Here is a 24297-nt window from a genome sequence, read left to right on the forward strand (position 1 = left end):
CGGGCAGGCATAGCTGTGGGTCGATCAAACGTCGTCGCGAGCGGCGACGACAGAGGAGACCGACATGAACGACGAACTGGTGCTGGTGACCGGCGGCTCAGGCTTCATTGCATCGCACTGCATCCTGAAGCTGCTCGGTGCCGGCTATCGGGTGCGCACGACCGTGCGCTCGCTGAAGCGCGAAGCGGAGGTGCGCGCGATGTTGAGGGAAGGCGGCGCCGAGCCAGGCGACCGTCTGTCCTTTGTGGCCGCCGACCTGACTTCGGACGCCGGCTGGGCGGAGGCTGTTGCCGGCTGCACCTATGTGATGCATGGCGCCTCGCCGACACCCTCCGGCAGCCAGTCGCGCGAGGAGGATTGGGTGCGGCCGGCCGTCGACGGCGTGCTGCGGGTGCTCAAGGCCGCGCGCGATGCCGGCGTGAGGCGCGTGGTGCTGACCTCGGCGATTGGTGCTGTCGCCATGGGGCATGCGCCGCAGACCAGGCCGTTCAACGAGACAGACTGGACCGACCTCAGCGTCCCTGTCGCGCCCTACCAGAAATCGAAGACGCTGTCGGAGCGCGCCGCCTGGGATTTCATCGCCCGCGAGGGCGGCGGTCTCGAACTGTCCGTCGTCAACCCGGTCGCCGTGCTCGGCCCGGTGCTCGCCGCCGACTTCTCGCACTCGATCGGGCTGATCAAGCGGCTGATGGACGGCATGCCCGGCTGTCCGAAAGTCAATTCCGGCTATGTCGACGTGCGCGACCTGGCCGATCTGCACCTGCGGGCGATGACCAGTCCTGCGGCCAATGGCGAGCGTTTCATCGGTATTTCGGGCCACAGCCTGTGGATGGCGGATGTCGCAAAAGTGCTGCGGCGGCGGATGGGCGCGGCCGCAGCCAGGGTACCGACCCGAGAGATCCCCAACTGGGTGATCCGCCTCTTGGCGCTGCGTGGCGATCCGACGACGAAGATGCTGGCCAGGCATCTCGGCGTGATGATGGACGCCACCAGCGAAAAGGCAACGCGCCTGCTCGGCTGGACGCCGCGCCCGGCAGAGGAGGCGATCGTCGCCACGGCCGAGAGTTTGTTGCGGCTGGGGTTGGTAGGTGGGAAGAGAGGTGACGGCTGAAGACCCCACTTCGCTGCTTCGCAGCGACTTGCGGGGTGATCCACGGTCTCCCGTCCTTCGGACCCCCACAAGGGGCAGGGTGAGGTGCCCCAACAGAGCGCGGCGGGCACATTGGCGCTGCCGCAAGTGGTTGACCGCGCCGCTCATCCGGCCGATAGGTCCGCGCGACCACTCCGAGACCTGAGATGACCGACGTTAAAGATGCAACCCGCGCCGCTCCAGACTGGCAGGACGATGTCCGCCAGGGCGTGCGCCATGTGCGCGACCTTGACCGCCTGCCGCTGTCGCCGGCCGAGCGCGCCGCTGCCCAGGAGGCCGCCAGCCGCCACAAGGTGCGTGCGCCAAAAGCTTATCTCGACCTGATCGACTGGAACGACCCGGCCGATCCGATCCGCGCGCAGGTCATCCCGTCACCGGACGAACTGGACGAGGCGGAGGGCGAGCTCGGCGATCCGATCGCCGACCATGAGTTCAGCCCGGTGCCGCGATTGACGCATCGCCATGCCGACCGGGTGCTGCTGTTCCCGACCTATCAATGCGCGGTCTATTGCCGGTTCTGCTTCCGCAAGGAATCGCTGACCTCGATCGGCCGCGGTTATACGCGCGAGGCGCTGGAGCCGGCGCTGGCCTATATCGCCGATCATCCCGAGATCCGCGAGGTGATCCTGACCGGCGGCGACCCGCTGTCGCTGCCCGACAAGGCGCTGGCCGAAATCGTCGCGCGCGTCGAGGCGATCGCGCATGTGCGGCTGCTGCGCATCCACACGCGCGTGCCGGTGGCGCTGCCGTCGCGCATCACCTCGGGGCTGGTCGCTGCGCTGCAGGGCCGGCTTATGGTCACCGTCGTCACCCATTTCAACCACGCGCGGGAGATCACGCCCGCGACCGAGGTGGCATGCCGCACCATGCGTCAGGCGGGCTTCGTGCTGCTCAACCAGAGCGTTCTGCTCAAAGGCGTCAACGACAGCGTCGAAGTGCTGGAAGAGCTCTGCCGCGAGTTGATGTATCGGCTCGGGGTAAAACCCTACTACCTGCACCATGGCGACCTGGCGCGCGGCATGGCGCACCGGCGCACCACGATCGCGCAGGGCCAGGCGCTGGTGGAAGCGCTGAGGGCGCGCCTGTCGGGCATCTGCAATCCCGTCTATGTACTGGACCTGCCGGAAGGCGGCGGCAAGGTGCCGCTCGGGCCATGTCCTATCGAGGGACGCGACGGGGAGAGCTGGCGGATACGCGGGCTCGATGGGAAGGTGAGGGACTATCGGGAGATCGTCGGCGAATAGGGCCGCGCTATTTCCCGACAAATGCCAACACCACCACGCGCGGGGCAACGCAGTAGGCGAGGCTGACCTTGCGGCCGGTCTTCGTCGTCGCGCGGCCGGCATCGAGGTCCACCGCGATATCCTCGTAGCCCAGCACCTCGCGATCGAGCGGAAACGCCGCCTTGTAGACGGCCTCCTTGGCGGCAAACAGGATGCGGCCGGCAAGCCGCGGGTCCGCCGCGCCGGTTCGATCCGCGCCGGTTGCAACGATTGCAAAAATGTCGTCGGGCAAGGGTTCGGCGGGTTCGACGTCAATGCCGAGAGAGACGATACCGCCGACAGGCGCGACCGCCGCCACGGCCATGTCGTCGTCATGGGCGAGCGAGCCGATTATCCCCTCCGGCCAGACCGGAGCGCCGGATGGCGCGCGCGGGATGGCGAGGTCGCCGATGCCGATATCGGCCAGCAGCCGGTGCGCGATCCAGCGTGCGGCACCGCTGGCGCGCCGCATGGCCGGCTGGCGCGCGGGGATGGAACGCGCTTCGTCCGGCAGCAGATGGGCCTCGTCCGCATCGCCTATAACCCGGCATCCGGTCCGGACATTTCGGGGCGCGATTGCCGCCATCGCCTCGGTCAAGGCAGCTTCAGGGGAGGGCGGGAGCGTCAACGGTCATCCCTTGGCAGGACGAGGTCGGCGACCATTTCTCCATCCTCGTCGAGCCCTTCTTCCACGAAACCGGCGGTGCGATAGAGCTGGCGTGCCGCTTCATTCTCCGGTTCGTAGCAGATCGAGACGTGACTGACGTGACCGAGCCCGCCGATCTCGTGCAGGACCGCGCGCAACGCCGCCTTGCCATAGCCCCGGCCCTGGCTGGCGCGATCGATCATGAAGCGGTAGATGCGCGCCTCGTCGTCATCTTCCGGCGCGTCGTACATCCGGAAACCGACGATGCGATCCCCGGCCATGATTGCGCGCGGCCGCGCGTCCTCGTCGGATTGGGCCTCCTCCAGCGACGCCGCGTTGCCAGCGACGAAATCCATCTGCTCCGGCGCCAGTTCCAGTGCCGCGACCAAGGCCCGATTGGCCCTGGTCACTGGGGCAAGGCGGATGTCTCCGGCCTTCAAGCCGACGCCTTGGCGCCGTCGTCCGTGACCGGGATCACGAAGCGATGCAGCTTGGCCGGGTTGCCGCGCCAGATGGAGTAGGGCTCCAGCTCCTCGCCCTTCATCACGAAGGAGTCGGTGTCGGCCACCGATCCTTCGCCCATCACGACGCCGTAATGGACAAAGGCGGACGGTCCGAGCGTGCAGCCCTTGCCGATGCGGATGTAGTCGGACTTGAACGCGCCTTCCTCCAGCGAGTGGGCCTGGATGACGCAGCCTTCGTTGAGGGTCACGTCATCGCCGATCTCGACGAGCGAGCGTTCGGTGAGGTTGGCGCCGCCATCATAGACCCTCTTGCCGACCTTGACGCCCAGCATGCGCAGGATCATCGGCCGGAAAGGCGTGCCGGCGAACAGGCGCACGATCGGTGAATCGGCGAGCTTCCAATGGCGTTCGTGGCGCCAGAAGGCGACGTCGTAGATCGTCGTCATCTGCGGCTTCAGCCGGCCGAAGCCAAGGCTTGCCCGTTCGACCAGGATGTAGAACGGAATGGTGATCGCCGAGGTCAGGAGCACGGCGACGAACAGCGCCACCTCGGCCCATTCGGTATAGTAGTTCAGCGCGCGATCCCAGATTGCCAGCGTGGCGAACAGCATGGCCCATTGCGTTGCCAGGAACAGAAGGATCGTCACCAGATTGTGGCGGTTCTTGTGCGGGATGCGCTGGCGTCGGTCCGCCTCGTCGACCCCGGCGATGAGTTCCTTGTCGCGGTTGACCATGCGCGGGATTTCAAAGGCAGGCGAGCCCAGGAGCCCGACATTCTCGCGCACCGGTCCATCGATGGGAATCATCACCTTGGTGCCAAGCAGGACGTTGTCGCCCGTGCGTCCATCCGGCGGATAGTAGATGTTGTTGCCGAGATAGTTGCGTTCGCCAATGCGCGTCCGCTCGAGCCGGAACGCCGAGGCGGACTTGTGCATGTTGATCATGAACAGGCCGTCCGACACCATGGTCTCGGTGCCGATCTCGCACAGAAGCGGATTTTCGTGCTGCTGGTTGGAGCCGAAATTGGAACCGGTCTGTACGACCTTGTTGAGGTTCCAGCCGATGGCGCGCATGTAATAGACGATCGCCGAGCTGTCGCCGAACAGCAGTCCCAGGACGCGGGAGTTGCTGGTGAATTCGGCGACGGTCTGCAGCCAGTAGCGGAAACCGTAAAGCGTGTAGGTGCGGCCTGGCTTCAGAACCAGGTTTGTCAAGCGCGGCACCAGCGTCGCCACGAGAAAGGCCACGGCGATATAGCCAAGAAGCGTGACCGTGGTGCCGACCGCGACCAGGCCGATCGTCTCCTGGTAGTCGTCGCCGACGTTCTCCCAATAGCTCTGGAACAGGAATGGCAGCGGGGTGACGATGAAAAACAGCCCCACCAACTGGACGGCCTCATAGAGGAAGCGCCGGACCTGGTAAGGATTTACATTGCGCACCTTGCAATAGTCCGCCGTGGTCGGCACGGCCGGCGACCCATGCCAGTGTTCGCCGTCCGGGATGCTTTGTCCGCGCTGCAGCGAGGATGAATGGCCGAGCTGGCCGCCGTCGCCAATCGAGGTGTCGATGTCGAGCGTGGAGCCAACGCCGACGAAGGCATCGCGGCCGATGGTCAGCGGCCCGGTGTGGATATAGCCCGACTGCGCCCGATAGCCGAGGATCATCGATTCCTTGCGCAGGATGGTGTTGGCGCCGATCGAGATCAGATCCGTGCAGACCGGTACGGATTTGGATTCGATGACGGCGTTGTGGCCGAGTTTGGTGCCGAGGAGCTGCAGATAGAGACTGTAGAGCGGGCTGCCGCGGAACAGCACGACGGGGGCGGTGCGGATCAAGGTCTTGACCACCCAGAAGCGGTAGTAGCGCAGGCCCCAGATGGGGAAGGCTTCGGCCTTCCAGCGGCCGACGAGCGCCCATTTCGCCAGAACGGCAAAGCCCGTCATGCCGAAGAACACGCTGGCCGAGAGCGCCACGCACCTGAAATAGAGCTGCAGCGGATCGTCGAGCGTTTCATACATCCAGTTGAGGCCGATGTTGATCGCCCACAGGGCCACGTAGCTGTAGACCCCGTAGAACAGCAGCTGCGCCATTCCGCAGGTCCAGTAGGCAAAATTCGATGCCTGGCGGGTGAGGACAGGCTCGTTGGTGGCGGCCGTCATCTCTTCCGAGACGCTCAGGTGCTTGGCCAGGCGCGCCACCGTCGGATGGAGATAGATGTCGCGCATGGACGTCGTCGCCCATTCCTTGCGGGTGCGCACGCGCGCGCAGAAATGCGCCATCAGCAGCGAGTTGGCGCCGAGATCGTCGAAGAAATTGTCCTCGACCGACACCTCGTCGAATTTCAGCACCGCGGCCAGCGCCTCGGCCAGGAAGCGCTCGTCGTCATTGCCGGGCGCAACCATCTCGCGGTCGGCGGAAAGCCGCACGCTTGTCGGCTTCGGCAGCTGGCGAAGGTCCACCTTGTTGGAGACAGTCATCGGGATCGCCGGCAGTTCCTCCAGATAGGAAGGCACCATGTAGTCCGGCAGGCGCCGCTTCATCGTCTGGGCGAGATCGGCGCGCGAGAGCGCCGGCTGGCCGGCCTTTGGCGCGTAGTAGGCGACGAGTTCGACACGGCCCGGCTCGATTTCCCAGGTGGTGACGGCAGCCTGCGCGATCTCGGGCTGGTCCAGCAGCACCGCCTCGATCTCGCCGAGCTCGATGCGATAGCCGCGGATCTTCACCTGGGTGTCGATGCGCCCGGCATATTCGATCTCGCCATCGCCGTTGATCCGGCCAAGGTCGCCCGTGCGGTAGATACGCCGCGACGGGTTGTTCGGCAGGCCGATGAAATCGGCGATGAACTTCTGTTCCGTCAGGTCTTGCCTGTTGAGGTAACCGACCGCGAGCCCGATGCCGGCAATGCCGATCTCGCCCAGCTCGCCAGGCTCGGCCAGTTCCGGCAGAGACGGGTCTAGGATGACGATGGAGTAGGTGGGCAGCGGCGCGCCGATGGTGACGGGCTTGTCCGGCGTCAGCGCGCCCATCGTTGCCGTGACGGTCGCCTCGGTCGGGCCATAGGTGTTGAGGATCTGCCGGCCCGGCTTCGACCAACGCACCACCAGATTGTGCGGGCAAGCCTCGCCGCCGACCAGGAGCGTGCGCAGGCTGGGCACATCCGATGTCATGGACGACAGAAGCGTCGGGCTGCAGGCCATGCAGGTGATTTCATGATACCGCAGGAAATCCGCCAGTTCCTCGCCGACGAGCGGCATCTGGCCGGGCGCGGGCACCACGGTCGCGCCGGCGACGAACGGCACCCAGATCTCCTCGGAGGAGAAGTCGAAGGCAATCGTCATGCCCTGGTAGACGCGATCGCCCGGCCTGTAGCCGTAGGATGCGGCGGCGACGCGGATGAAGTTGACGAAGCTCTGGTGCCGGATGGCCACGCCCTTCGGCCTGCCGGTCGTGCCCGACGTGTACAGTATGTAGCAGATGTCCTCCGCCGGCGCCTCTTGCGGCTTCAGCGGTGCGCTGGACTGTTTGGAGATTTCGGCGGCGATGCTGTCGATCAGCACATGGGGGACCGGCAGCTGGTCGGCCCGCGACGCATAGGTGGCGATGGTGACGATCAGGCTGACGCTGGCGTCTTCGATGATGAGCGCCATGCGCTCCTGCGGAAAGGCGGTGGCCAGCGGCACGAAGGCGGCGCCCGCCTTCACGACGGCGAGCAAGGCTACATAGGTCTCCGCCGAGCGGTCGAGAATGAGCCCGACCCGGTGGCCCGGCCGCACGCCGCGCTTGACCAGCACACGGGCGAACTGGTTGGCGCGGCTGTCCAGCTCCTGATACGTCCAGGAACGTCCGTCGGAAATCACCGCCGGCAAGGTGGCGAATGTCTGGGCGAACTCCTCGAAGACCGCGTCGAGCCGCTCGTCGGGCTGGCCTGCCCGGGCGAAATCGGCGCCGGTCAGAATCTGGCCATGCGCGGCCAGGGTCCGCTGAGCGCCCCTTGCGAGGGTATCGACGGCTGCCAGCCCATTTTGGGCCGGCCCAGTTTCGGGCTGCGCACCTGGTCTTGCCGTGTCCCTGTCCAGGGCAGCAATATCGATACCGTAATCCATTTCCATACTTTCTCGTCCTGGCCGCGCGTCGTCCGGCTGTTCATGCCGCCGTTCGAGCAGGCTTTTTCGGCGTGCCGCCGCTGCAATTTGACCCTTGTCGATGGCGAACCGAAGCTTCCGAGAAGGAAGTCCACGCAGTCCCCCGCAGGATGGTTATGCCATCCGATTTTTTCGCCAGTTTTTCCGAATTGTTGAAACTTGTTTCTGAATTGTGTCTGAGGCCATGCGAACGGGCTGGAGAGCCGCGCAAAAGGGGTGAGCCACGGGTCTCGCCCGTCCGCCGGCCCCCCCACGTCCGTGGGGCGAGGAACCCAGGTTCTGCTTGGTCGCGACCCTCAAATCCGCGCCTTCCAAAAAATCTCATCACCCTCGGGAATAAAGCACCGCCTTGCCGGGTCTTCCCTTCAGCGGGGCCAATCTGCCGGCCCGCGACGCGAAGAAACGAAACAAGGATTTACGAAAATGACCAAGCTCGCTCTCAGCGTGGCCGCGATGTTGCTTGCCTCAAGTTCTGCCTTTGCGGGCAGCGACCATGGCGCCAACAACTCCAACCAGCCTGTCGCTTCCGTCGACACCAATGCCACCGCCTCGATCCCCTACACGGCGCATGCGGCCGGCGTCGACACCAAGGTGACGACCGGGCCGAGCCAGGGGTCGGTCCAGGACATGATCAACCGGCACAACGACGACGGTCTCTGGGGCCGCTGAGCGCCCCCGACCATCTGACGCCTTCTCAAACCTCACAGACAGGAAGCACCGACATGAAAATCCTCGCTCTCACCGCTGCCGCCATCCTCGTTGCCACCATCGGCGCCTTTGCCGGCAGCGACCATTTCGGCGACCGCACCGCCAACCAGACGGCCGCCACGGTCGACAACACCTACACCGCCTCGATCCGCAAGGCCGACATGGCCCGGCACGATGTCCAGGCGACGATGAAATCTGACGCGGACGAACCAGGCCAGGGCATCTGGGGCAACTGAGTTCTGGGTCCGGACCACTCTCGAGAGACCTGACCCAGCCCGCGATCAGGACGGAGGGCCATGTGGCGTGGCCCTCCGTCGCCCTTCCGCCACAACAACCCAGGAGACCACCATGTTCAGCATGACACGCCGCACAGTGCTTCAATCCGCCGCCGCCGCTGCCGCCTTCGGCCTTGCCGGCAAGCTCGAATTCACCCGCCCCGCTTTCGCCGAGACGCCCGTTGAGCCGACCGTCGGCTTCTACAAATACACGGTCGGCGACATCGAGGTGACCGCCATCTATGACGGCATCTGGAAGAAGCCGCACGACCCGGCCTTCATCAAGGATGTCTCGGTCGAAGACACCAAGGCGGCCCTCGCCAAGGCGGGGCTGACCACCGAGTTCATGCCCATCCCGCTCACCGTCGTCGTGCTGAAGATGGGGGGCAAGCTGATCATGATGGATGCGGGCTCTGGCGTCGGCCAGTGGCAGGCCAACGCCACGCACCTGCCGGCCAACATGGCCGCCGCAGGCATCGACTACAAGGCGATCGACACCATCATGATCTCGCATTTCCATCCGGACCACGTCTGGGGCCTGATGGAGAAGGGCACCAACACGCCGGTGTTCCCCAATGCCGAGCTGATCGTCAACGCCACCGAATACAATTGGTGGACCGACCCGAGCCGGCTGGCCAAGCTGCCCGAGGGCCGCAAGCCGGCGGGCAAGCGCATCGCCGAGAACTTCCCGAAATGGAAGAACTGGAAGCTGGTCGAGGACGGCGCGGAGGTGGCGCCCGGCATCCAGATCATCGCCGCGCCCGGCCACACGCCGGGACATTCGGTGTACCTCGCCAATTCCGGCAAGGAACAGCTGATGGTCTCGGCCGACACCATGTATGTGCCGGCGCTGCTGGCGCCGCATCCGGAGTGGCAGGGCGCCTACGACCAGGATGGGCCGACCGCGATCACCACGCGCCACAAGATCATCGACCGGGTGATCGCGGACAATATCCGCATTTCCGGGTCGCACTTCCCGTTCCCCGGCACAGGCGTCTTCGTCAAGGACGGCAATGCCTATGGCTTCACGCCCGTTCAGATTTGAACGGGTAACCCAGGACCAAGCGAGAAAGACAATGAAACAGCTTCTTTTGGGCAGAAATGCCCTGTTCGGCCTGCTCGGCGCCATCGCCGTGCTGACCGTCGTTCCCGTCGCAACGATCATGCCGGCCTATGCGGTGGACGATATCGAGGGCGCCGATGCGCCCGACCTCACCGCAGTCCAGGCCAAGATCGCCGCCAAGGATTACAAGGGCGCGCTGGCCGATCTGCGCGACCTCGCGCAGGACAACCAGCAGGCCGACGTCTACAATCTGCTCGGCTTCACGCTGCGCAAGACTGGCGACGTCACCACCGCGCTGACCTACTACAACAAGGCGCTGGAGCTGAAGCCCGACCACAAGGCCGCCCGCGAATATCTGGGCGAGCTCTATGTCGAGACCGGCGACATGAACAAGGCCAAGGAGCAGCTGGCCTCGCTGCAGAAGCTCTGCCCAGCCGGCTGCGAGGAGCTTTCCGACCTGCAGAAGGCCATCGACACCAAGGTGACGCAGTAAAGCCGCGCGCCATTTCCTCTCACTCCGCAAAGCGGGGGGAGAGGTGGCTCGGCGAAGCCGAGACGGAGTGGGGGGCCTGCGCCGACCGATCCCCACCCACCAAAGTTTGGGCGCTCGTGGCTGGCGCCCATTGCCGGAGCCGGCGCCTCTCCCTCGAGCCGGCTCCGGCCTTTTCGAACTCACATCGGCAGCGCCGTTCTCGCCCACGGCGGGCGGCGCCTGCCTGTGCCCAAAAATGGAGGCTGACCATGACACCGAACGACCTCGCCGCGAAGCTCACCGGCCTCGCCATCAAATACCACATCAGGGACGTGACCCTGCTTGCCGGCCGCCTGCTCATGTCCTTCATCTTCCTGCATGAAGGCGTGACGCTGGCCACCCATTTCGACGGCGCCGCCAGGGCGATGGCGGCGCAGGGCGTCGGCCTGCCGCTGTTCGTCGCCACCATCGCGCTGCAACTGGGGGCAGGGCTCTCGGTGGCTTCGGGCCTGCTGACGCGGCTGGGCGGCATCGGGCTCGGCCTGTTCTGCCTGGCCACGGCCTTACTGTTCCACACCAACTTCACCAGCCAGAACGAGCTGCTGCATTTCGAAAAGGATCTGGCCATATCAGGCGGCATGTTCGTGCTGGCCGCCGTCGGCGCCGGCCGGATCTCGCTGGACTGGCTGCTGGCCGGCTATCTGCAGAAGCGCCAGCGCGACAAGGAGATGGTCAGGGCATTGCTGGCGGTGGAGAACCAGTTCTCCGTGGATGTGCGGCTGCCGGTTTGAGGCAGCAAGGCCGTCCGCCTGGCGCATCGCCATGCCGCTCCCGTGCCGACCCCTGCAATGCGCTCGCTCGCTGGAACCAGTCCTGATCCCCCGCATTCTATTAGCGAGGGCTCAAGGAGTGTGTGATGAAAGCGGTTCTGGCACTGGTCGCAGGCTTCGTCCTGACCCTTGCGGTCTTTGCCAGCGGGCTGGCTTTCGCCGCATGGCTGATTGTCGCCAAGCCCGTGCATCAGGCCCGGCCCGCCGACAGTGTCTCGCAGCTGTGGACCAAGGACGCACAGCCCGTCGACAAGGCCGCGCCGGGCCTGGAGCGCGTGGCCGCCGCGCAGCCCCCGGCACCCGACGCCGCCGCCAGGGTGCAGTCGGTCGACCCGACCAGGACAACCGCCGTGGCGCCCGATGCCGGCGAGCAGCAGGCCAGGCTGCCGGCCGCCCATGTCAGCTGGTGCGCGGACCGCTACCGCTCCTACAATCCCGACGACAACAGCTACATGTCCTACAGCGGACAGCGGCGCCCCTGCGTCTCGCCCTATCTCGAGACCAGTGCCGACGCCGGCCGGGCCGCGCAGCAGCCCGCCGAAGTCAGCTATGTCGAGGGCGGCGCGGCGCCTCTGGTCGCGACAGCGGACCTTTCGGACGACCACGTCCAATCCTGCTTCAGCCGCTACCGCTCCTACCGTCCCGAGGACAACAGCTACCAGCCCTATTCCGGCGGACCCAGGCGCCAGTGCGAATAGGCGCCGCGCGCCCTCCCACCCAGCTCCGCCTGGACCAGAGATCACGCAGATTTTTTGGATCAATCCCATCGCCGCGGCGTTCTTCCCTGACACGAAGGAGGAACGACAATGGGCGACGAACGGCACGAGAAGATCCAGAAGCGCGCATACCAGATCTGGGAGCGAGAAGGCGGCGGCGATCCCGAGCATCACTGGCACCGGGCCGAGGCTGAGATCGACAGGGAAGCGGCCCTGCCGCTGACGGCCGACGATGCCTTGCCGCAGACCCGCGAGATCGCCAGCACCGACGTGCTGGAGGTCGAGGAACTGGCCAGGCGCACCGGCATATCGGGCGACGAGGCGCAGGCGCTGCTCGACCGCCTGGGCACCGACCGGGCGGCGGTGGAGCAGGCAGCACGCGGCCTCAAGGCCCGGAAGAGCGCCAAATCCTGATCAGGGAGGGCTGAGATGATCCGCAAACTCAAGGACGGCAAATACCGGCTTTATTCCCGCAAGAAGGACGAGAAGACCGGGAAACGGCGGAATCTGGGCACGTTCGACACGCGGGAAGCCGCGCAGAAGCATGAGAAGGAGGTGCAGTATTTCAAACGGCATTGAGGCGCTTGCCTCTGCGCCGCTTGGCGTACAGCTCATCCCCTGGCCGGCTCTTCGTAGATGCCGATGATGAGGAGCCATGCGCCCGAAATGAGGAAGGCGAACAGGACGATGGTTCCAAGGGCCGCGATGTAGAGCCCTACGCCGCGCCCGAGAATAAGCAAGATCGCGCCTGCAACCTCGGCCAGGTAACACATCGTGCCGCCCGCCAGCCGCGGCCCGGTCAATCCGATGGAACTCATCCCCGCCTTGATGGCCACGACATATCCCCTGACGAAGATGAACGTTGCGATGCCCCAGAGCAAAAGCCATTCGAAGCCGAGTGCCGGAAGATACTGACCACCCAGGAGCGCAAGGCTGCATGCCATGAAAATCGCGCTGAAGCCCGACAGCATGTTGATTGCCCGGTTCTTGTGCGTCGTGTTGCGGACAATGCGTTCGGGATTGATCGAGATCGCGACGAAGATCAGCCCGGCCAGCCCCGCCGCGCCGCCGCCCACCATGACGAAGAAATCAGTCCATTGATCCAACATGACTTGCCCCCGAGCTTCAGCCGGTTCGATGGAGGCTAGCATGGGTGGGTTCGAGAACTCCACGGGGGAGGCAACGCGATTCTGATCGAGGCCAAATCCTGACCGGCGAGATGATGCGCAAAATCAAGGACGGCAAATACCGGCTTTATTCACGCAAGAAGGACGAGAAGACCGGCAAACGGCGGAATCTGGGACGTTTGACACGCGGGAGGCGGCGGAGAAGCATGAGCGGGAGGTGCAGTATTTCAAACGGCGGTGAGGAAGGGCTGTCCGGTGCGTATGGCGACCGCGATAGCGATACGCTGCAAGCTTGCGTGACCGGTTTACTCTTAATTCCGCTAAGCACACGGCAGCTTTGCGCCTGACACTGGTCATTAAGAGTATCTTGGCTATTGCCCAAAAGCAGACGTCATCCATGGAGGCTTCAGGTCTACGTTTTGTCCGCGAGGTTGTTCGCCATACGAGAGCCTGCCCAGTTCGAGGAAGAGAATCACTCCCTCGCTGCTTTGCTTCGTTGATGCCGACTGGCCAAGGCTGCGGAATGACGTGTCATCAATCCTGAAACCGAGTACCAGCACTACTTGGCGATCAGCCTTCGATGTCGCATTGAAGTGGGCGACCGACCGGCACGATCTCGTAGCCGTCGTCGATTAATCGGAGTTTCAACTCGTCGAAATGCCTCTTTGAGCCACTGACGATCCATTCAGGCGCGTAGTTCCAGCCCCTACGGGCGGCATTGGCCAACATGTCGGCATAGAGGCGCATGCTGGCGATTTTCACGTCCGACTCCAGCAGCTGCCTGCATCCGCTTGCGAATGACGGCGTCGATGCTGCGGACAAACCCAGAACCGCGAATACCAGCCCAATCGAAACAACGCGCATGAGAGTCTCCCGTGGCCCATTGCAACCAATTTTTGCGGTAAGGAGCTTGCACTGCGTGCTCCTGCGTTGGGATCAGGCAGATGCTGTATTCGAGTTCCTGCATTTGTAGTATTTTGCCTCGGCAACAGCTGAAACCGTGCCGATCGGGTCTGCCATGAGCCGCATCGCGACATCTTCGCCGGGTCACGACGCGCTGTCCGATCGGGAGCGCGCGGTGGCTGAAAAATTCGCCGCCGGACTGACTTATCGCGAGATCGGCGAGGCGCTGTTCATCGCCCCCTCGACGGTGCGCACTCATCTCGCGTCGATCTACGACAAGCTCGGCGTGCGTAACAAAGTCGCGCTTGCCTCTCACATCAATGGAGCTCTCGGCGCTGGCATGGACGGGCTGCCGCGTTTGCCAGGCGCCTCTCCGGTGCTCGCCATGTTCCCCATCGAATGCCAGACGTCGGAAGAGCGATGGCGCCGCTTTGCCGACGGCCTGTCGTCGGACATCACCATCGACCTAGCGCGCTACGCGGACCTGCCGGTTATCGCCTTCCACACCATGAAATCTCTGGGCAGCAAGCCAGCCGACTTCGCCGCCGACGGCAAGGCGCTTGGCGCCACCTATATCGTGTCGGGTCAACTGCGCGCCGACGAGCGGCGGGTCCGGCTATCAATAGAACTCGCCGATGCGGACAGCGGCGTCAGCCTGTGGAGCGAGCGCTACGACCGCCAGGTCGAGGATATTTTTGCGCTGCAGGACAACCTGACCGAAAGTGTCATCAATGTGATCGCCGGTAGCTACGGCGCGCTAGCCACGGTCGGCCGTAAAGCCATTCGCCGCAAACCGCCCGCCAGTCTGCGGGCCTACGATTGTTATCTTCTTGGCGTTGAACAGCAGGACACATTCAGCCGCGCCGGCACCGCCGAAGCGATACGCCTGTTTTCGCGCGCGCTGGAACTTGACCCCACCCTGGTCAGGGCCTGGACCGCGCTTGCCTATGCCTATTCGATCGAGGGCGCCAACGGCTTCGGCGACGATGCTCAGGTCTCGATCGAGAACTGGCGGACGGCGGTTGAAAACGCAATTCTGCTCGACCCGATGGACAGTATTGCCTGCAATTGCCTTGGCGATCTCAGGGGATGTCTCGGAGATCTCGAAGGAGCAGAGCGCGCGTATCGCCGCGCCTTCGAATATGGCTCCAACCATGCCGATACGCTGGCGACGCTTGCCGGCAGCAAGGCGCTGGTCGCAGGCGATCCAGCCGAGGCGATGCCGCTCATCGAGCGCGCCATGCACCTCAATCCGCTGGCCCCACCTTGGTATTTCGGCATGCTGGGCCGCATCCTGTTCACCGTCGGCAGGCACAGGGAAGCCATTGCGGCGCTGCGCAGAAGCACGCTAAATTCTCCGAATGTGCTGTTGTTTTTGGCGCTGGCGCATGCGGCCGTGGGCGAGGCCGGCGAGGCGGCCAGGATCGAAGCCCGCTTGAAAACCGAATTCGCAGACTTTTCGGTCGAACGCTTCATCACCAGCTATCCCGTGACCAACCCCGACGCCGTGCATGCCATTCGCCACGCCGCCCAGCAACTGGCGAGGCGCGACTGAGGCCTTCCGAAACGCCCGACCCGAGTTGACGGCGAAGACAAGCCACAAAAGCCCGCATGTCGGAACGAGGCGCTCTCCCGGTTAGCGTCTGCTTTCGCAGGGCAGTTCCCGAAAGCCGCCTGACCGGAATCGGCCCCTAATCTGTCGTTCCCACTACATCAGCGCAACCACGCCCTGACGGCGGGACTGGGGTGGATAGCTGCCATGTCGACAACCAGCCGCCGACGTCAGCTAAGCGCCAATCGCGGGCCATGGTGTCAGGGGCAGCCTCACTCTGAACGTCGGTGCTCATTGTCGATGTCGCTCTCGGCTAGCAGCCAGTCGCGGAACGCTCTGACCTTTCGCTGCCGAAGGGCACTGGCGAGATAGACAACATAGTATCTGGAGCTGGCCTTGATTTCCTGGCCGAACGGTCGCACCAGGCGACCCGAGGCGAGATCGGCCGACACCAGCGTGCTGCGCCCAAGCAGGACGCCCTCGCCATGCACGGCGGCCTCTGTCGCGTAGGTCGCCGAGTCGAACCGAACGCCGCTATTGGGGTTGATATCGCTGATGCCGGCCCGCTCCAGCCATGTCGCCCAATCTATGGGAAAGCCGTCATGGATCAGCGTGTGGTGCCGCAGGTCGGCAGGTTCGCGCAGCGGATGCTGGCCCTTGAGGAGTTCCGGGCTGCAGACCGGGAATACATCGACCTCCGACAGCAGTTCCGAAACCACACCTTCGTATTCGCCGCTGCCGTAGCGGATCGCGATGTCGATGCCGTCGCGCACGAAGTCGGCGAGCAATCCCGAGGTCGCGATGCGGACATCGATGTCCCGGTTGGCGCGGTGGAAGCGGTAGAGCCTGGGCACCAGCCAGCGTCCAGCAAAGCCATCCGACGTACTGACGGTGAGGACACCCGCCGATCGCGGCGCGCTGGCCACCAGTGTTGCAGCGCTGATCTGGTCGAGCGCCGCCCCGATCTCGGCCGCATAGGCGGCTCCAGCTGGGGTCAGGCTGACCGATCGCGTCCCGCGCTCGAAGAGCTGGACGCCCAGTTGATCCTCGAGGTTGCGGATCGCACGGCTGATCGCCCCGTGCGTGAGGTTCAGCTCAGCGGCGGCTTTGGTGAAGCTGAGATAACGCGCCGCCGTGTCGAAGGCCGGCAGCGTCGTCAGGGGTGGAAGCTTTCGAGCCATGCCCGGACCTGTGAGTTCTACTCACACATCATGCAGCAATACTCGTTTGTGGTCGAGGCCTGAAGCGCACAGATTCATGGCTATGGAAACAGCGGTTTCCACCAACGACACACCAAACGAAAGGAACACCTGGTGAGCAATTTTCATGCAACCGCCTACGCTTCTGACCACCAGATCCCGTCCGCCTTCGGCACCGCGGTCGAAGTGGCCGCCACCCTGCGGGCGACCATCCGGGCCTTCGCCATGCTCATGATCGCGGCGATCCAGCAGCGCTTCATGGAGCGGCGACTGACCCTTCTCTCCGATCACATGCTCCGCGACCTCCGCTACGAACGCGATTGGGACGGCTCGATCCGCTCCCTCCGCGACCGCTGCTAACCGCGCCATCCAACCCAGAGGATTGAACAAATGCCCAAGGTCTTTCCCCATCTCTGGTTCAAGAACCAGGCCGAAGAGGCGATGGCGTTCTACACGTCCATCTTCAAGGACTCCAAAATCCTGTCACGCGACGTGATGCCGGATCCTGCACTCTCCGTCGTTCGCTTCGAGCTCGCGGGCCAGCCCGTCGTTGCGCTCAACGCCAATTCGTCCGCGCACTACAACGAGGCCTTCTCGTTTCTCGTCGAGACTGCCGACCAGGCCGAGACCGACTACTACTGGAACGCCCTTACCGCCGACGGCGGCAAGGAGCAGCCCTGCGGGTGGCTCACCGACAAGTTCGGTGTTTACTGGCAGGTCTCGCCGACACGCCTGCTCCAGCTCGTGGCTGATCCAGACCGCGAGAAGGCCGGGCGCGTGCTGCAGGCCATGTACAAGATGAAAAAGATCGTCATCGCCGATCTCGAACGTGCCTATCGCGGCTAGTCCGCGGCACCGCATCGACTCTCACCACAACCTGACAAGGGAGAACTCCCATGGCATCGCTTATGGGCACGAAAGTCGTCGTCGTCGGAGGCAGCTCCGGCATTGGTCTGGGTGTCGCAAAAGCCGCGCTCGGGCGCGGCGCACACCTGGTCATAGTCGGCCGCTCACAGGACAAGCTGCTGCAGGCGCAGCGGACGCTCGCCGCCGACGGGCGCGTCGAAACCGTCACCGCCGACATGACACGCGAGGCCGAAATCGCGGCGGCCTTTGCCGGCATCAACAGCTTCGATCATCTCGTCTCGACCGCAGGTGCGCCGCCGCCCGGTGACCCGATCGCCGACACCGACACAGACGAGATTCGCCGCTTCGTCGACAACAAGCTGATCGGCGCCGTGCTCCTCGCCAAACATGCCGCGCGCCGAATCAAGCGGGGAGGCTCGATGACCTACACTTCCGGCATCAACAAGGACAAGCCGCCAGTCCCCGGTGGCGCCGTTGTCTCGGCTATTGCCGGCAGCTTCAGCTACTTCGCCCGGGCTCTGTCGCTCGAGCTCGCGCCATCCCGGGTCAACATCGTGTCTCCAGGGTGGGTCGATACGCCTATGTTCGATGAGCTCGTTGGCGACGCCAAGGCTGCCTACTTCGACGCCATGGCTGCTCAGCTCCCGATTGGTCGCATCGCCACGTCAGCCGACATCGCCCCTGCCTACATCCACGCTATGGAGAGCGACTTCACCACCGGCGAAACCCTACACATCGACGGCGGCCAGCGCCTCATCTAGCGCTGACCGGCATGACAACGGCCGTCGCCGAACGACGATGCAGCCAACTATTCGAAGGATCTGACATGAAAAGGCCCGTTACCGACGAAGATGTCCGCCAATTGGCGGCAACCGCGCGCCCTTACAGTTTGGTTATTCTGCGCTGGGGACCAGCAAGGCGTCAAAACGGTGCAGTCGAGACGGAAAACGCGCATCAGCGACGAATGGTGGAACTGCGGCGGGACGGCAAAATCGCGATCCTGTGTCCTGTCACCTCCGATACCATTTGTGGTGTCGCCGTCCTTACCGTACCAGTCGATGAAGCTAGCGCCATCATGCAGGGCGATCCTTGCGTCCACTTGGGGATGATGAACTGCGAGGTGCTACCGTGCTACAGCTTTCCGGGAGATGCCCTACCGTGAGGTGGCTGCACATGTCCGCTCAGGTCATGACCATCAGGCGGCCGGCTGCGGCCGTCCGCTGTGGGGCCAGAAGCGGTCATCGCGGACCGAAGCGCAAATGGCTGAAAAAGGGTCGGAACCGTCGCTAGACCAACCCGCGCTTATCGGCAGCAATTCGCTTCTGTGCCCCAAGAGCCGACGATCTGCTCCCGGCCCCTATCAAGACATTCAGTGTGTTGCGGGTATTGGCCGCAACTGGCGTTTAGCTGACCTTCCAATTTTCTCGAAGATTGCCACGTTGCCCACCACCCCTCGTTAACCATTCGTTAACCATTCCCTCGCTAGCGTTTACCTCTCAGTAAGGATTCGCCAGCCGTGACCTTTGCCGCTCCCCTCGAGGCCAAATCCATTCGCTTTCGTGCCCGTTCTTTCGTCGCTTTCACATTGACCCCGGAAGCGCCCATGGTGGAGTGGCTGCAGGGGCTGGATCACTGGATCGGCAACTCGCCGGGCTATTTTGCCGGGCGGCCGGTGCTGCTCGATCTGAACGTTTTGAAGCCGCAGCCGAGCGAGATCGCGGCACTGGTAGCGGAGCTCGGGACGCGCGGCATTCGCATCTATGCCATCGAATTGGAAGGGGCCTCGCTCGGGCCCGACCTGCCGCCTCTGCTGGTCGGCGCCAAGGAGGCGACGACGGATGGGCTACTGCCTGGCCGCAAGGGCGGGCAAGAGGGTTCCGGCAGGGAAGGCAAGGCCGCCGAGGGCAGGGATCACGCCATCGACGCGCGCACGGACGCCGGCGGCGTTGCCAAGGGCAAGGCTGGCGCAAGCAAGACCGATGAAAGCGAGCCGCAGGTTTCGCACTACGATTCGGGCACGCTGATGATCAAGGCGCCGATCCGCTCCGGCCAGGCGATCATGCACGCGCATGGCGACGTCATCGTGCTGGGCTCGGTCGCGTCCGGTTCGGAGATCGTCGCCGCCGGTTCGATCCATGTCTACGGCACGCTGCGCGGGCGCGCTTCGGCGGGCGCGCTCGGCAACACCGCCGCGCGCATCTTCTGCCGCCGCAACGAGGCCGAGCTTCTGTCGGTCGACGGCTGGTACATCACCGCCGAGGAGATGGAAGGGGTGTCGCGCGGCAAACCGGTGCAGGCCTTCCTCGACGGCGACGGCCTGCGCGTCGAGACTTTGAGCTGAGAACGGTCGTCAGGGCGGCCGACTGAGAAAACAGGCCGGTGCGGCCAACTGAAGGCCGGCAAGCCGGCCCGGGATAAAACGAACAACAACGGAGGCTTTTTTCATGGGCAAGGTAGTGGTGGTCACTTCGGGCAAGGGGGGCGTCGGCAAGACCACCTCGACGGCGGCGCTCGGTGCCGCCGTGGCCAAGACCGGCAAGAAGGTGGCGCTGGTCGATTTCGACGTCGGCCTGCGCAACCTCGACCTGATCATGGGCGCCGAACGCCGCGTGGTGTTCGACCTCGTCAATGTCATCCAGGGCACCGCAAAACTGTCGCAGGCGCTGATCCGCGACAAGCGGGTCGACACGCTGTTCCTGCTGCCGGCTTCGCAGACGCGCGACAAGGACGCGTTGACGGAAGAGGGCGTCGGCGAGGTGATCGACAAGCTGCGCTCCGTGTTCGACTATGTCTTCTGCGACAGCCCGGCCGGCATCGAGCGCGGCGCGCAGCTCGCCATGCGCTTTGCCGACGAGGCGGTCATCGTCACCAATCCGGAAGTGTCGTCGGTGCGCGATTCCGACCGCATCATCGGCCTGCTCGACGCCCGCACCATGCGCGCCGAACAGGGCGAGCAGATCGCCAAGCACGTGCTGGTCACCCGCTATGACGCGGGGCGGGCCGCGCGCGGTGAAATGCTCAGCATCGACGATGTCCTGGAAATCCTGTCGGTGCCGCTGCTCGGCATCATTCCGGAGAGCCAGGACGTGCTGCGCGCTTCCAACCTCGGCGCGCCGGTGACGCTGTCGGAGCCGCTCAACACCGCGGCCAAGGCCTATATCGACGCCGCAAGGCGGCTGGAAGGCGAGGATCTCCCGGTCGTCGTCCCCTTCGAGCGCAAGGGTTTCCTCGACCGTCTGTTGGGAAGGAGGGCGGCATGAACGTGTTCGACCTTTTCAAGCGGCGCTCCAGCGCGCCGGTGGCGCGCGAGCGGCTGCAAGTGCTGCTCGCCTATGAGCGCCGCAACCGCAGCCAGCCCGACCTCGTCTCCATCCTGCGCGAGGAGATCATGGCGGTAATCGCCAAGCACGTGCAGATCGACCAGGATTACCTGCAGGTCTCGATGGAGCGCGGCGAGACCATGTCGACGCTGGAGATCGATATCCAGATCCCCAACAAGAGCGCCGTGCCGATGGCGATAGCCGGCTAGCGCCGACGCCATTTCCTCGCCCCCGCAAAGCGGGGGGTCCGAAGGACGGGCGAGACCCGTGGCTCGCCCCGGCAAGGTGGCCGCGAAGCGGTCGGAGAGGGGGCAGCGCGACGCTCGCCGGTTCCCTCTGAATTTCGTTGAGGCCGAGCCATTCCCCCGCTCCGTCTCGGGCTTCGCCCGAGCCAAAGTGCCGGGGCGAGCCACGGGTCTCGCCCGTCCTTCGGACCCCCACAAGGGGGAGGTAGGGAGCGAGCCTTTCCCGATCTGCGACAAAAGTGCTGTTCCGCCGGCAGGCAAGACGCCTCTTCACCCTCCCCCTCGTGGGGAGGGTCGCTGCGAAGCAGCGGGGTGGGGGCAGCGCGCCCTGCAGGAGTTGGAGGCCGGCGCCGCATCTGGAGAGTAAGCGATGGGCACCGGCCCGGGCGGATCGACAGGTCCGCCGCGAAGGAACGGTAGCGAGTCCGGGCACCGCATGGCATTGGTGCGATCGCGCAGGGTGCCAGCGGTACGTCATGGGCCTTTGATTCGGATGGCCGAGCGGCGCACCGGGAATCGTGGCCCCGGCCCCTGTCAGTCCTGCGGTTCATGCTGGTAAAGCTCGTCCATCGAGAGTGACGCCAGGGCGCCGAAAGGGGCCTGTTTCTTCACCCGTCCGCCGCTCAGGATCACCACGTCGTCGCAGAACGAGATGGTGCTGTGATGGTGGCTGATGACGATGGTCGTGCGCCGTCCCGCCCTCGATTTCAGGGTCTCGACGATGGCCGCTTCCGACAGCCCGTCGACGGCATTGGTGGCTTCGTCGAGGATGAGCAGATCGGGGTCGCGCACCAGCGCCCTGGCCAGTGCGATGCGCTGCCGCTGTCCCGCCGACAGATTGACGCCCCTGTAGCCAACGAGTGTCTCGTAGCCCTGGGGCAGCCGTTCGATGAACTCATGCGCCTCGGCCAGCTTGGCGGCGCGCTCGGCGTCGCCCAGCGTCGCCGCGTCCTGCCCATAGCTTATGTTCTCGAAAATGGTGCCGTCGACCAGTTCCAGCTCCTGGCTGGCCAGGGCGATGTGGCGCCGCCACTGGCTGGCGTCGATCCCGTCGAGGGGCGATCCGTCGACGAGGATCCTGCCGGAGTCCGGTTCCACGAAGCGGCACAGTAGATTGACGATCGTCGTCTTGCCGGCGCCGGAGCGGCCGATCAGCGCCGTCGAGCGGCCGCTGTTGATTGCGAACGTCGCCGCATGCAGCACCACCTCACGCCGGTCCGTGCCGGAATAGGTGAACGTCACGTCATCGAACTTGATGCCCTGGCGCAAGCCGTGGAACGGCCCGTCGCCTTGCGGCGGCCTGGGCTTGCCCGCGGGATCCAGCATCCATGTCACCTCTTCCAGCGATCCGCTCAGGCCCTGCAGCTGGCTCCACGATCCCTGCAGGGCCCGCATATGCGGCTGCAGCCGGTAGAGCAGGATGACGAAGGCGATGATCAGCGGGAAACTCACCTGCGCCAGCCAGGCGCCGATCACCACCGCCAGGAACAGCATGGCGTGGAGAACCTCCGTCAGCGGCGGCAACGCACCCTGGCGGACCTGCAGGACGAAGGAGGCGCGGCGAACCGCATCGGACGCGGTGTCGAAGATCGCCTTTTCCCGGCCCTCCTGGCCGAAGATGCGGATCAGGCGTCCGGCATGCACCAGATGCAGCATCTGCGAGGCGAGGTGGCTGTTGCGCGAAGCGACGCTGCGGCTGGGCCCCTTCAGATTGGCCGAGAGGATGGCGTGCGCGATCTGGACGAGCGCCAGTCCGAGCGTGACCAGCAGCGTCATGCGCCAGGACAAGAGCAGCAGGAAGGCCAGCAGGATGATGGCGGCCGATGCGCTGACGATCGCCGACAGCATGGTCTGGATGGCATCGGACGCCCGCCAGGATTCGTTGGAGATGATGTTGAGCAGCCGTCCGGGGCTCTGCCGCAGGAAGAAGGGATAGCCGACCCGCAGGAGCCGCTCCGACAGTGCGCTGCGGATCGAATGGCTGGCCTTGCCGGAGATGAAGGCCGTCAGCAGCGTGTTGGCGAAGGCGAAAACGTTCTTCAGGATGATCGAGCCGAGGATGGCGGCTGAAATGACGAAAAGCCGGTCGCGTTCGCTGAAGCCCGATCCGACCTGCTGGAGGACAGCGGAGAAGCCGGCCATCCCCGCCGCATCGCCATGTCCCATGATGATGCCCAGCAGCGGGATGATCAGGCCGATGCCGAATCCTTCGAGGGCAGCGCCGACCAGACCAAGGACCACCACGGCCGGAACCAGGCGCAGTTGCCGCGTTCCGAAGGCGCGGAACAGCATCGGCAGGCTGGGCGGGAGCAACGGCATCAGAGCGGCGCCTCGGCATTGGCTTGCTGGTCCTGCCGCGCCGGCTCGGCCTGCGGCCGTCTCGCCAGCAGCAGAGCCGCGTATCTGGCCGCGCCGAGCACATTCATGCCGACGATCGGCCAGTGCGACAGGTCGAGTTCGCGATCGAAGGCCGGCCCGCCCGCCAATTCGCGCAAGGCTCCTCTCGCGGCCCAGTAGAAATGGCGAAGCAGCCAGGGCGCATGGCGGACATGTTTCAGGCAGAGCCCGCCATTGCCCAGGCTGTAGTCGCGGTGCAGCTTTTCGATGGCTTTGCGATCGCGACGGCCGTGATGATGGAATATCGTCATGTCGGGCACATACTCGACCGGGATGCCGAGCAGCACCGCGCGCACGAGGTAATCGGTATCCTCCGCCGACCGCAATGGCCCGCCCGCGCCGAAGCGCTCGTCGAAATAGCCGATGCGGGCCGCGACATCGCGGTGCATGGTCATGTTGCAGCCCAGCACGAAGCCGCCGGGATGAATATCGGGCGTCAGCCGCTCGCGCACCCGCGATCGCTTGATCGTGAAAGGCAAGTCCCTGGGATCGCCAAGCTCGACACGGCCGCCGCGGATGAGCCCCTGTTCCCCGGAGGAATAATGTCGCTCCAGGTCGCGCAGATAGTCGCGATCCACGGCGCAATCGTCATCGACGAAGACCAGCACGCGGCCCCTGGCGCGCCTCAACCCGGCATTACGGGCCGCCGCCAGTCCGGGGCGCGGCTCGCTGACGGGCGTGAAGGGAATATCCGACCTGGCGGCGATGCCGGCCAGGCGTTCCGCGGTGCGGTCGCTCGAACCATTGTCGACGACCACGAGCTCGGCCGCGAAGCCGGGGTGGGCACGGCACGCGGCCTGCACCGACTTGATGCAGGCCTCGAGCACCGCGACGCGGTTGCGCGTGCAGATGATGAAGCTGACTTCCGGGCCCGATCGCTCCGCTCGCGGACCGGCCGGGGCGAGGCCAAGCGCCGTCGAACGATCGCGTTGCAGAGGTTGGTGGGCTTTGACGGTCAT

General features: G+C 64.9%; 26 protein-coding genes. 18 read left to right on the forward strand and 8 right to left on the reverse strand.

Annotated features, from left to right (window positions below; all coding sequences use genetic code 11):
- Nucleotides 1-64: 64 nt before the first annotated feature.
- Together QQK95_RS13020 and QQK95_RS13025 are read left to right on the forward strand one after the other, a co-directional pair.
- The gene (locus QQK95_RS13020) at nt 65-1111 is read left to right on the forward strand and encodes an SDR family oxidoreductase (RefSeq protein ID WP_284272906.1); all 1047 of its coding nucleotides are present in this window, start codon (nt 65-67) and stop codon (nt 1109-1111) included.
- 185 nt (nt 1112-1296) lie between these two features.
- Entirely contained in the window at nt 1297-2394 is a 1098-nt protein-coding gene (locus QQK95_RS13025) for a KamA family radical SAM protein (RefSeq protein WP_284272907.1), read from the forward strand.
- A 7-nt stretch (nt 2395-2401) separates the two neighbouring features.
- Here QQK95_RS13025 and QQK95_RS13030 read toward each other — a convergent pair whose 3' ends face one another.
- From QQK95_RS13030 to QQK95_RS13040, 3 genes are read right to left on the reverse strand one after another with little or no spacing between them, the layout of a single operon-like run.
- A complete protein-coding gene (locus tag QQK95_RS13030; RefSeq protein WP_284273019.1) occupies nt 2402-2998 on the reverse strand; it encodes a 4'-phosphopantetheinyl transferase family protein in 597 nt (198 codons plus the stop codon).
- Between the two features lie 38 nt (nt 2999-3036).
- Nucleotides 3037-3498, reverse strand: a complete 462-nt coding sequence (locus QQK95_RS13035) for a GNAT family N-acetyltransferase (RefSeq protein WP_284272910.1) — start codon at nt 3496-3498, stop codon at nt 3037-3039.
- Nucleotides 3495-7625 carry a Pls/PosA family non-ribosomal peptide synthetase gene (locus tag QQK95_RS13040; RefSeq protein ID WP_284272912.1) on the reverse strand — a complete coding sequence of 1377 codons (4131 nt, stop codon included), beginning with the start codon at nt 7623-7625 and terminating at the stop codon, nt 3495-3497. Before QQK95_RS13040 ends, QQK95_RS13035 begins: the two co-directional genes overlap by 4 nt.
- A gap of 462 nt (nt 7626-8087) precedes the next feature.
- Between QQK95_RS13040 and QQK95_RS13045 the strand changes: the two genes are divergently transcribed.
- The 8 genes from QQK95_RS13045 to QQK95_RS13080 all read left to right on the forward strand — a co-directional run bounded on the left by QQK95_RS13045 (nt 8088) and on the right by QQK95_RS13080 (nt 12307).
- A complete protein-coding gene (locus QQK95_RS13045) occupies nt 8088-8333 on the forward strand; it encodes a DUF680 domain-containing protein (protein WP_284272914.1) in 246 nt (81 codons plus the stop codon).
- Between the two features lie 53 nt (nt 8334-8386).
- On the forward strand, nt 8387-8608 hold the full coding sequence (locus tag QQK95_RS13050) for a DUF680 domain-containing protein (protein ID WP_284272916.1): 222 nt from the start codon (nt 8387-8389) through the stop codon (nt 8606-8608).
- 112 nt (nt 8609-8720) lie between these two features.
- Nucleotides 8721-9692: an MBL fold metallo-hydrolase gene (locus QQK95_RS13055; RefSeq protein WP_284272918.1), complete on the forward strand. Its 972-nt coding sequence runs from the start codon at nt 8721-8723 to the stop codon at nt 9690-9692.
- Nucleotides 9693-9723: 31 nt separating this feature from the next.
- A complete protein-coding gene (locus QQK95_RS13060) occupies nt 9724-10203 on the forward strand; it encodes a tetratricopeptide repeat protein (protein WP_020628939.1) in 480 nt (159 codons plus the stop codon).
- Nucleotides 10204-10451: 248 nt separating this feature from the next.
- Entirely contained in the window at nt 10452-10973 is a 522-nt protein-coding gene (locus tag QQK95_RS13065; RefSeq protein ID WP_284272921.1) for a DoxX family protein, read from the forward strand.
- Nucleotides 10974-11098: 125 nt separating this feature from the next.
- Nucleotides 11099-11710, forward strand: coding sequence for a BA14K family protein (locus QQK95_RS13070; RefSeq protein WP_284272923.1), 612 nt, complete (start codon nt 11099-11101; stop codon nt 11708-11710).
- Nucleotides 11711-11818: 108 nt separating this feature from the next.
- Nucleotides 11819-12142: a DUF2934 domain-containing protein gene (locus tag QQK95_RS13075; protein WP_284272925.1), complete on the forward strand. Its 324-nt coding sequence runs from the start codon at nt 11819-11821 to the stop codon at nt 12140-12142.
- Between the two features lie 15 nt (nt 12143-12157).
- Nucleotides 12158-12307, forward strand: a complete 150-nt coding sequence (locus QQK95_RS13080) for a hypothetical protein (protein WP_284272928.1) — start codon at nt 12158-12160, stop codon at nt 12305-12307.
- 32 nt (nt 12308-12339) lie between these two features.
- On the opposite strand, the gene QQK95_RS13085 is transcribed toward QQK95_RS13080, so the two are convergent.
- Both QQK95_RS13085 and QQK95_RS13090 read right to left on the reverse strand, forming a co-directional pair.
- Nucleotides 12340-12900: a hypothetical protein gene (locus QQK95_RS13085; RefSeq protein ID WP_284272930.1), complete on the reverse strand. Its 561-nt coding sequence runs from the start codon at nt 12898-12900 to the stop codon at nt 12340-12342.
- 525 nt (nt 12901-13425) lie between these two features.
- A complete protein-coding gene (locus tag QQK95_RS13090; protein ID WP_284272932.1) occupies nt 13426-13719 on the reverse strand; it encodes a hypothetical protein in 294 nt (97 codons plus the stop codon).
- 154 nt (nt 13720-13873) lie between these two features.
- Between QQK95_RS13090 and QQK95_RS13095 the strand changes: the two genes are divergently transcribed.
- The gene (locus QQK95_RS13095) at nt 13874-15313 is read left to right on the forward strand and encodes a LuxR C-terminal-related transcriptional regulator (protein ID WP_284272934.1); all 1440 of its coding nucleotides are present in this window, start codon (nt 13874-13876) and stop codon (nt 15311-15313) included.
- A gap of 269 nt (nt 15314-15582) precedes the next feature.
- Here QQK95_RS13095 and gcvA read toward each other — a convergent pair whose 3' ends face one another.
- Nucleotides 15583-16491 carry a transcriptional regulator GcvA gene (gene gcvA, locus QQK95_RS13100; RefSeq protein WP_284272936.1) on the reverse strand — a complete coding sequence of 303 codons (909 nt, stop codon included), beginning with the start codon at nt 16489-16491 and terminating at the stop codon, nt 15583-15585.
- 132 nt (nt 16492-16623) lie between these two features.
- Here gcvA and QQK95_RS13105 point away from each other — a divergent pair, with 132 nt between their 5' ends.
- From QQK95_RS13105 to minE, 7 genes are all read left to right on the forward strand, one after another.
- Nucleotides 16624-16869, forward strand: a complete 246-nt coding sequence (locus tag QQK95_RS13105) for a hypothetical protein (RefSeq protein WP_284272938.1) — start codon at nt 16624-16626, stop codon at nt 16867-16869.
- 30 nt (nt 16870-16899) lie between these two features.
- Nucleotides 16900-17355, forward strand: coding sequence for a VOC family protein (locus QQK95_RS13110; protein WP_284272942.1), 456 nt, complete (start codon nt 16900-16902; stop codon nt 17353-17355).
- Between the two features lie 62 nt (nt 17356-17417).
- Complete coding sequence (locus tag QQK95_RS13115; RefSeq protein WP_284272944.1) at nt 17418-18137, forward strand: SDR family oxidoreductase; 720 nt, start codon at nt 17418-17420, stop codon at nt 18135-18137.
- A 65-nt stretch (nt 18138-18202) separates the two neighbouring features.
- Entirely contained in the window at nt 18203-18538 is a 336-nt protein-coding gene (locus QQK95_RS13120) for a hypothetical protein (RefSeq protein ID WP_284272946.1), read from the forward strand.
- Between the two features lie 354 nt (nt 18539-18892).
- Nucleotides 18893-19717, forward strand: a complete 825-nt coding sequence (gene minC, locus QQK95_RS13125; RefSeq protein WP_284272948.1) for a septum site-determining protein MinC — start codon at nt 18893-18895, stop codon at nt 19715-19717.
- Between the two features lie 103 nt (nt 19718-19820).
- Nucleotides 19821-20636: a septum site-determining protein MinD gene (minD, locus tag QQK95_RS13130; protein WP_010910549.1), complete on the forward strand. Its 816-nt coding sequence runs from the start codon at nt 19821-19823 to the stop codon at nt 20634-20636.
- Nucleotides 20633-20905, forward strand: coding sequence for a cell division topological specificity factor MinE (minE, locus tag QQK95_RS13135; protein ID WP_258582585.1), 273 nt, complete (start codon nt 20633-20635; stop codon nt 20903-20905). Before minD ends, minE begins: the two co-directional genes overlap by 4 nt.
- Before the next feature lie 570 nt (nt 20906-21475).
- Here minE and QQK95_RS13140 read toward each other — a convergent pair.
- Entirely contained in the window at nt 21476-23260 is a 1785-nt protein-coding gene (locus QQK95_RS13140; protein WP_284272954.1) for an ABC transporter ATP-binding protein, read from the reverse strand.
- Entirely contained in the window at nt 23260-24297 is a 1038-nt protein-coding gene (locus QQK95_RS13145; RefSeq protein WP_284272956.1) for a glycosyltransferase family 2 protein, read from the reverse strand. The genes QQK95_RS13140 and QQK95_RS13145 overlap by 1 nt, the downstream gene beginning before the upstream one ends.

This window comes from Mesorhizobium huakuii (assembly GCF_030160235.1).
GTDB classification, from domain to species: domain Bacteria; phylum Pseudomonadota; class Alphaproteobacteria; order Rhizobiales; family Rhizobiaceae; genus Mesorhizobium; species Mesorhizobium huakuii.